General features: G+C 63.0%; 6 protein-coding genes. 2 read left to right on the top strand and 4 right to left on the bottom strand.

Annotated elements, in window-relative coordinates:
* Nucleotides 1-173 precede the first annotated feature (173 nt).
* The 4 genes from EP376_RS22390 to EP376_RS22375 are packed head-to-tail and all read right to left on the bottom strand — an operon-like array spanning nucleotide 174 to nucleotide 3713.
* The gene (locus tag EP376_RS22390; protein WP_127657698.1) at nucleotides 174-962 is read right to left on the bottom strand and encodes an SDR family NAD(P)-dependent oxidoreductase; all 789 of its coding nucleotides are present in this window, start codon (nucleotides 960-962) and stop codon (nucleotides 174-176) included.
* On the bottom strand, nucleotides 959-1927 hold the full coding sequence (locus EP376_RS22385; RefSeq protein ID WP_127657697.1) for a Gfo/Idh/MocA family oxidoreductase: 969 nt from the start codon (nucleotides 1925-1927) through the stop codon (nucleotides 959-961). The genes EP376_RS22390 and EP376_RS22385 overlap by 4 nt, the downstream gene beginning before the upstream one ends.
* A complete protein-coding gene (locus tag EP376_RS22380; RefSeq protein ID WP_127657696.1) occupies nucleotides 1921-2694 on the bottom strand; it encodes an SDR family NAD(P)-dependent oxidoreductase in 774 nt (257 codons plus the stop codon). The genes EP376_RS22385 and EP376_RS22380 overlap by 7 nt, the downstream gene beginning before the upstream one ends.
* A 2-nt stretch (nucleotides 2695-2696) precedes the next feature.
* Nucleotides 2697-3713, bottom strand: a complete 1017-nt coding sequence (locus EP376_RS22375; protein WP_164745056.1) for a Gfo/Idh/MocA family protein — start codon at nucleotides 3711-3713, stop codon at nucleotides 2697-2699.
* Between the two features lie 323 nt (nucleotides 3714-4036).
* Between EP376_RS22375 and EP376_RS22370 the strand changes: the two genes are divergently transcribed.
* Entirely contained in the window at nucleotides 4037-5656 is a 1620-nt protein-coding gene (locus tag EP376_RS22370; RefSeq protein WP_127657694.1) for an ABC transporter substrate-binding protein, read from the top strand.
* An 86-nt stretch (nucleotides 5657-5742) separates the two neighbouring features.
* On the top strand, nucleotides 5743-6340 hold a 598-nt coding region (locus EP376_RS22365; RefSeq protein WP_164745055.1), incomplete at its 3' end, for an ABC transporter permease.

The raw sequence follows: 6340 nt of genomic DNA, 5'->3' as shown, positions 1-6340 counted from the left end.
GCGTCGGGCTGGGCACTGGCAAAGATTTCGGCGACCTTGGGATCGGTTGTGTTGAGTTTCAGGACGCGGGCAACCTTGCCCTCGCGGATGCGCCGCAAGACGCGGCTGGGCCGCAGGGCAGGGGCACCGGAAGAGGTGGCGGCATAGGGGTCGGCCATCGGAAAAATCCTTGCTTATTTGGCGGTATAGCCGCCGTCGACGGGGATATTCGCGCCAGTAATGTAGACCGACGCGTCGGAGGCCAGAAAGACGATGATGCCCTTGAGGTCCGTCTCATTGGCCATCCGGCCAAGTTGCGTGCGCTGCGAATAGGCGGCGACAAAGGGCGCGGGCTGGCCGGTGAAAAAGCCGCCGGGCGCCACGCAATTGACCCGGATGCCATGCGGGCCAAGGATGCTGGCCGCCCAGCGGGAGAAATTCTGCATTCCGCCCTTTTCATAGAAATACAGGGGGGAGGGATTGTCGTGCATGTTGGTGCCCGCGTAATTCGCAGGCTCCACCCCCACGGTGCCCATCATCGAGCCGATATTGATGATCGAGCCCGCGCCTCGGGTTTTCATGTCTTCGGAAAAGAGGTGGGTCAGGTAGAACAGGGCAGAGGCATTGACCCGCAGCGCCGTGTCATAGGCATCCATCGGGCCGCCCCAGAGGGCCTCGGGGTTTCGCGTGACGGCATTGTTCACGAGGATATCGCAGCCTCCCGTCTCATCGGCGATGCGCGCGTGCAGCGCGTCGATCGACGCCTGGTCCCCCAGATCCAGCGGCAGGGCGCGGACATCGTAACCCCTGCCCCTCTCCTCGGCGGCGACAGCCTCAAGCGCCTCGATCCCGCGCGAGGCGATGAAGGTCGTGGCTCCCGCTTCGGCAAGTGCGGAGACGATCTGCCGGCCGTACAGACCGGCGCCGCCCGTCACCAGCGCGACCTTGCCGGAGAGCGACAGGGTGTCCATCACGTTGCTCATTGTGTGACCTCGATTTCATTGATGTGGATGACCTTGCCGCCCTGTTCGCGGCTTTCGATCCCGCCGATGACCAGTTTCATCAATTCCTGCGTCTCGGGCCATGGAACGGGTGGCGTGCCCGTGCGCAGCCATGACACGACCCCTTCGAGCTGTGTCTTGAAGGCGTGGTAGGTGTCCTGCGAGCGCAGCTGAACGCCGCCCTGCGTGCCCGCGATCGTCAGGAAGCCGGCGCCGCCGATCTGGTCTTTGATCACCGAGATCGTCACGTCGATCCCGTCGCGGTGTGTCAGATGCACGATGTTGCGTTCGGCACTGCCGAAATTGCGGATCGTCTCGAACCCCGGGCCGGTGATCGGCAGGATCGTCTCGAGCGCGTGGATCCCGTAGGTTTCCCACTTCTTGGCCATCGTCATGTTGATATGCCGAAGCGCGCCGAATTCGTGGGTCCGCCGGTGATAGGGCGCGAATTCCTTGGCATAGCGCATGGCCGAACTGCTGAGGATCGGATGCCCTGCCGCGACCCAATCGGAAAACTGAGCCAGATCGGCGCGGTTGTCACACAGCGGCTTGTCGATGAAGACGGGGAGGCCCGCCTCGACAAAGGAGCGGGCGCGGTCCACGTGCTGGTGGCCGATATCGGTGGCGATCAGCACGGCGTCGACCTCTCCGATCACGTCCTCGGCCCGTTCGGCGATGTTGGGGATATGGGCGACGGCGGCGACCTGAACCGCATCGGCGGGATCGTCCGTCCAGACATGGGTGACTTGGGCCCCCGCGATCCCCAATGTCCCGGGCGGTTGTTTGGCGATGTAGTCGCGGATCACGGCATAGGGACAGCCGGCCAGCGCGTCGGCGTCATAAGAGCCATTGACGATGATGCTCCATGAATAGGGATGGCCGTTGCCTTCGGTCATGCCCAGCATGGCGAGTTTCAGGGGGCGATCGCCCAGGGGAAAGGTCACCATGCTGTCCAGCCTCCGTCGACGCCAAGGATCTGACCGGTGATGTAGCTGGCCGCATCCGACAGAAGAAACACCACCGCGCCCGCGGTCTCATGGCGCCGACCCATGCGGCCCATCATCGTGTCGCGGGTCAGGTTGGCGATGAATTCGGGGTGCGCGTCCTGCACGGCCTGCGGCGGAAAGGGGCCCGGCGTGATCGCGTTCACGCGGATGCCCCTGCGCCCGAAATGACCGGCCATGTAGCGCGCCATCTGGCTGATCCCGGCCTTGCCCGCCCCGTAATCCACTGGGTTGGGCGGCATGTCGTCGGGATAATTCGCGGGATCGGGCGCCACGGTGCCATACATCGACGAATAGAACACCATTGCGCCCCCCTCGGTCATCTTTGCCGCGGCGGCCCGGGCAAGCACGAAGGTGCCCGTCAGGTTGATCCGGTTCGAGCGGTCGTATTCCTCGGCGGTCAGCTTGTCGAAATGGGTATTGCTCGACCCGGCGGTGGCCATGACCAGCCCGTGAAGCGTCGCGCAGCTGTCGACACAGGCCAGGATCGAGCTCTCGTCGCCCATGTCAACGTGGCGCGTCGTGACCTCCCCCGCGCCGGGCTGCGCGGCAAGCGTCGCCTGCGCCTCGGCCAGCCGGCCCGGATGGTGATCGCCGATCACGACCGACGCGCCCTGCGCACGCAGCGCCTCGCAGACCGGAAGGCCCAGATAGCCCGCCCCGCCCACGATCAGGACGGTCTTGCCGTCCATGGAAAAGAGGTTTTGCACAATCACTCCAATTCGATGAACCGCCGCTCGATCCAGGATCGTTTCGCGGCGAGGGCGAGACCGAGGTTGACCCTTGCGTCCTGTAGCGTGGCCAGCGGATCGGCCACGCCGTCGAGCGCGTCGAGCATGGCCTCTGCCTGCAAGGTGAAACGCGCCTGATGGGCCTCCATCGGGACCATGCCTTCCATGAAGTCGCGCGATTCCGACCAATGACCGCTGTCGTCATCGGCAAAGCTGAGCCGGGCGTGATCGAGTTTCAGATTGCCCTTCGTGCCGATGAATTCGGCATTGGCGACGTTGCGTTTCTGGAACTGGTTGATCGTCAGGTTGGCCATCGCGCCGCTTTCGAACCGGATCGAGACGAGGCAGGTATCCTCCGTTTCGGTCCCTTCGAGGGCGAGCCTGTCATACATCGCACCCACTGTGACGGGCCGTCCCATGATCGAGATCAGCATATCGAAACTGTGGCTGGCCGCATCGAGGATCGCGCCGCCGCCCATCTCGGGGCGGGCATAATAGGTGCGCTGGAAATCGGGCCGGTATTTCGGGAATTCCTGCGAGGAATTCAGATAGGCCAACTTGAGCGTGCCGATCTTGCCCTCGTCGATCTGCTTGCGCAGGTTGATGATCTCGGGCGCGATCCGCCGGATATATCCGACCCGGGCCAGAAGGTTCGCCCTCTCGACCTCGGCGATGACCTCGTCGACCCCGTCCTCTGTCACGGCAAGGGGTTTCTCGACCAGAAACGGCAGCCCCGCCTCGGCGCAGGCCCGCATGAGCGGGACGTGATGGTTGGCGGGTGCACAGATCACCGCAAGATCGTGGGCGGCGGGGTCCGCTTGGGCCAGATCGGCGCATGCGGCCTCGGGGGCGAACTCGGAAACGATTGCATCCCGCTTGGCGCGGTCGGGCTCGACGATCGTCAGGCGGGCACGCCCGGTCTGGCGGTAGCCGATGATATGGCGCCGTCCGATCCCTCCGGCCCCGATGATCAGGACGCTGCGCATTTGAGAAGTCATCTGTCCCCCGTATGGCCTGCGCGGCTGTGAAGGCCGGGCTCTGACCGGCATTTCGGCGGGTACAAGAACCTTGACTCAGCGCAAAATGCCATGTTGTTATGTTAATAGGATATCTTCGCCTGTCAACGCTGCCGCAAGGCGCATCGGCGAGGGCCTTGCCGGGGGAGGGCATGTCCGGTCCCGGAAGGTCTCGGGAGGGTCGATTGCATCGGCGCGACCGGGAAAAGCCTGCAATTCCGGGTGTTTAAGGCCCGGCAACTCTAGGCGTGAAGATCGGCTCTGGCCGGCGTGCCGATAATGACGAACGACAACAGGGGATTGGAATGAACAAACTTCTCACAACGTCCGCCGCAGCCTTGATCGCGGTCTGCGGAACGACCGGGGCCTGGGCCCAGCCTATCAACGAAAGCGAACTGTCCGACCCGCGCGTCCGTCAGGCGATCGCCTATGCAATCGACATGGAAACGATCGCCGAGACTCTGTTCGAAGGCGCGGCGATCCCGGCGGTCGGCCTTACTTCGGACCCGGCCAATTATCCCGAAGGGATGAACACCTATTCCTACAACCCCGAACGTGCGCGCGAACTTCTGGCCGAGGCCGGATGGGACGGCAGCCGCACGCTCGACATGGTTTACTATTACCCCGATCAGCTGACCGCCGATTTCATGGCGGTCGTGCAGGCCCAGCTTGCCGATGTGGGCATCGACATGACCTATCGCCTGCTTGAGGGCGATGTGGGCGCGCAGATCACCGGCCGTCCGGACGATCCGGTCAATGGCCCCTCGGTTGTCGAATGGGACATGCTCTACGGTGCCCGCGCTGCCATCGCGAACCAGGAATACTTCAACCGCTTTGCCGAAGGGCAGATGCCGATGATCCCGACTGTGGAAGAGATGCTTCCGCTTGTCGAACAGGTCAATGGCACGGTCGACCCGGCCGTGCAGCGCGCCGGCTATCAGCAGATGGAAGGCATCATCAACGAGAATGTCTACATCCTGCCGCTCTATTACCAGCAGCTCTACATCTTCGAGAGTGACCGGATCAGCCGCAACGGGGCGCCCTACGGAAACGAGCAGTACAGCTACAATTCCGATGTCATCAACTGGACGGTCGAGCCCAACGAGGATGGCGAACGCGTGGCCTATACCAACGCCGCGCCGATGCAGTTCTTCGAATTGCCCTGGCAGAACCTCGGTATCTGGGTGCACAGCCGTTATGCCTTTGACACCATTCTCGAAGCCGACGGATCGCTTACCCCGATCGGTGGCGAACTGGCCGAAAGCTACGAAGTCAGCGAAGATGGCCTGACCCTGAGCTTTACCATGAAGGAAGGGCTCAAGTGGCATGACGGATCGGACCTGACGGCGGAAGACGTCGTCTGGAGCATCGAGACCGCGGCTCTTGCGCCGATCGTTCAGCCGCTTGTCGCGACGACAATCGGAAGCATCGAAGGTGCCGACGCCTACAAGGCCGGAGAGGCCGACAGCATCAGCGGCATTTCCGTCGATGGCCGCACGGTCACGTTGACCTTCGCGACGATCGATCCGAACATGCTGATGTCGTTCGCGCAATTCGCGCCGCTTCCGAAAGCCTATCTCGAAGGCGTCGATCCTCTGCAAATCCAGCAGCACGAGTTCTGGCAGAAGCCCGTCGGCTCGGGTCCCTTCATGATCGAAGAGGCCCGGATGAACGAGTTCACCACGCTGGTGCCGTTCCCCGATTACCACCGGGGCGTTGCCAAGATCGACCGGATCATCGCGCTGCCCTCTGCTGACGGGGATGCCAACCTGATCCGCAACGCGGCGGCCTTCCGTGCCGATTTCGGCTATACCAAGAACGCCACGGATGTGCCTGCTCTCGAAGAGATGGAGCACATGAACGTGACCGCGGTGAACATCCCCTACACCCGGATGTTCTGGATCAACCAGTTCCCGCGCGAGTGATCCTCGACCAGGGTTTCTGAACTCCCCGGGGGAGCGTCCGGAAGGCTGCTCCCCCTTTCATGACCAAGCTTTGACCCCCGAGGCACATGCTCACATATATCGCGCGCAGATTGCTGACCCTGATCCCGATGGTGATCGTGATCAGCTTTCTGATCTACCTCGGGCTCGAGCTGACGCCGGGCGATGCCGTTTCTCACATGGTGCCGCCCGACGCGCTGAGCATGATGGACGAAGAGCGTCTTCAGGCGCTCAGGGAAAGCCTCGGATTGGGCAAGCCGTTCATCGTGCGCTACTGGATCTGGATCACCGGCGTCATGCAGGGCGAATTCGGATACAGCCTTGCCGGCGGTGTGCCGATCTCCAAAATCTTCCTCGACCGGCTGCCCGCGACGCTGGAACTCTCCTTCGCGGCGCTGCTGATCTCGACCGTTCTGGGCAGCATCCTCGGCACGATCAGCGCGCTGACGCGCGGCAGCCTCACCGACCAGAGCCTGACGGTCGTGGGCATGCTGGGCGTGTCGATCCCGGAATTCTTCTTTGGCCTTGTCGCCATCCTCGTCTTTGCCCTCAACCTCAACTGGTTTCCGGTGGGCGGGCGTATCCTGCCCGGCTATGACAGTTTCTGGGACAGGCTTCCGCATCTGGTCATGCCCGCGATGGTGCTGTCGATCATGATGACGGCGG

It is taken from the genome of Alexandriicola marinus (genome assembly GCF_004000435.1).
Lineage (GTDB): Bacteria > Pseudomonadota > Alphaproteobacteria > Rhodobacterales > Rhodobacteraceae > Alexandriicola > Alexandriicola marinus.
This window is presented reverse-complemented; position numbering and strand designations above follow the sequence as displayed.